Consider the following 1941-nt stretch of genomic DNA (forward strand, 5'->3'; position numbering starts at 1 on the left):
TATTCAGCAACATACGTACCGCAAACCACTACAACTGAAAATCTTAATACTGTAGCAAGCGCTGATGCTAAAAAGGTTTTCGCTTCCGGTAACAACGGTGCTTCTATTTACGGGAAAGAAGTTTACTGGACCGAGACTAGTTCTATTCCAGGTACTGGTTCTCCGAAAGCTCTTGTTTCGGGGGACGGTAAATATATAGGTGTTTTTAAAAATACTAGTGATGAACTCAGTCATTTTAATGCTTATGTCACGACTGACAAAGGTGCCAGCTGGAAGGTTGCGAGTGGTGATATTACCGAACCTATAGATGAAGGCAAGTTTGTCAAAAAAGATGGTAAAGATTATTTTGTTTCGAAAATAGCTCCGGGTATATTGCAGGTTGTAAAGATCGATACTGACAAGCATGATTCAACGGGCGTAAAATATTCGCTAACTGGTTCTTCTTATGACTCTTATACAATATTTGGCGGCTCCATTTATGCTTTTTACACTAGTTCGTCTACATATTTTCTTGATAAGTACATCCCGGATTCACCAAATTCAAATTATAGGGTTGACAGTATTGAAAACGGCAAAATAAGCGCATGCGGCGCAACAGCAAAAGCCTTTTACGTACTTACCACAGACAATAAGATTATGGTCATGGTTGATGGCGACAACCATTTAACAGCAGAACTATCAGGAACGTTTGTTGAGGTACAAGCCTTTAAGGCTCTACTTTCTTCGCTAAGTGATGATTCTTTGAGTTTATACTCTGCAACTGATGGAAAGCTTATTCTCATTGATGAAGTTGCTGCAACGATCTATATTATAGATGATTCTAATGTTAAAGCGGAAGATGATGTCTCAACAGATGGTTCTGGTTATATTTCAAGTACAATTACGATACCAGGTAATAATATTTCCTCTCCCAAATTCTCCGGTCCATCCAGTCATCTTGCTTATTCCTATGACACTGATGTCTATATGTACTCTGGCGGGGCATGGAGCAAGTATGAAGGAAATGAGAAAACACCATCACATATGGCATCATCCGGTTCAGGTATAATGGTATCTAACAGTGGTGCTTCTTTTCCTTATTACTCCACCGGACCAAAATTCAGCAATGTTCTTGCCAGTACTTTATCCAGTCCAGAGAATACTTTCTTTTCTCTCTACAATGCTTCCAAAACGGATGTTTACGTCGGCAGTAGCGAGGGCTCTTATCACGGTGCTGTAAAGGCCGATACCGGTTCTGTTGTCTGGGATTCCGAGAGAGTCGGTAACGGCATTATCGGAACTTATAGAAGTTATGTTTTTGGTTCCGGTGACGAAGTTTATGCTGTGTATGCGGCTGAGGTTGGTGAATCAACAACTTATGAAATTGCCCGCAAGAACTCAGATTCATGGGAAAAGCTGGAACTTACAGGCGATAACAAGCCTGAGTGCAGAATGGCTATAGCCGCCGGAGATGGCGTTATTTATTATGCTGCCTCCAATGGTCTTGATAGGGCTGTAATAAGTGGTTCCACATACTCCTTTACCGACCAGACTGCATCTACAGATGGTGATGAGATGCCAACCTCTTTAGGTTTGATTGCTGCTTCACCCTCCGGCGATGTTCTTTATGGAGTCTCCGGTAACAGTTTGTATAAGTTCTCAGATAATTCCGATAATGCATGGAAAGTTGAGACAATTAAAGTTCAGGATGGCGAAGAAGAAGTCTCTTTAAATTGCGTCATGTGCTTAAGCTCTGACAAAGTTTATATTGTCGGTGATAAGGGATATGCAGCTTTATACGATGGAAAGACTGTTACTCCGTTTGAGAAGCCTGCTTCCGAAAATCTGAACAGTTGCTGGGCTTACGCAGACAAGCTTTACGCTGCCGGAAATGAAGGAAAAGTCTATGAGTACGACTTGGAAAGTAAAAAATGGTCCAGCAGTATTATTGCATCGGGCTCA

Annotated in this window: 1 protein-coding gene; it reads left to right on the forward strand. The window is 41.4% G+C overall.

Annotation, left to right across the window (positions count from 1 at the left end; translation table 11 throughout):
• Window positions 1–1941, forward strand: a 1941-nt coding sequence (locus H589_RS20860; protein WP_035074602.1) for a tachylectin-related carbohydrate-binding protein, incomplete at both ends; no start/stop codon positions are given.

Source organism: Maridesulfovibrio zosterae DSM 11974 (assembly GCF_000425265.1).
In the GTDB taxonomy this organism is placed as follows: Bacteria; Desulfobacterota; Desulfovibrionia; order Desulfovibrionales; family Desulfovibrionaceae; genus Maridesulfovibrio; species Maridesulfovibrio zosterae.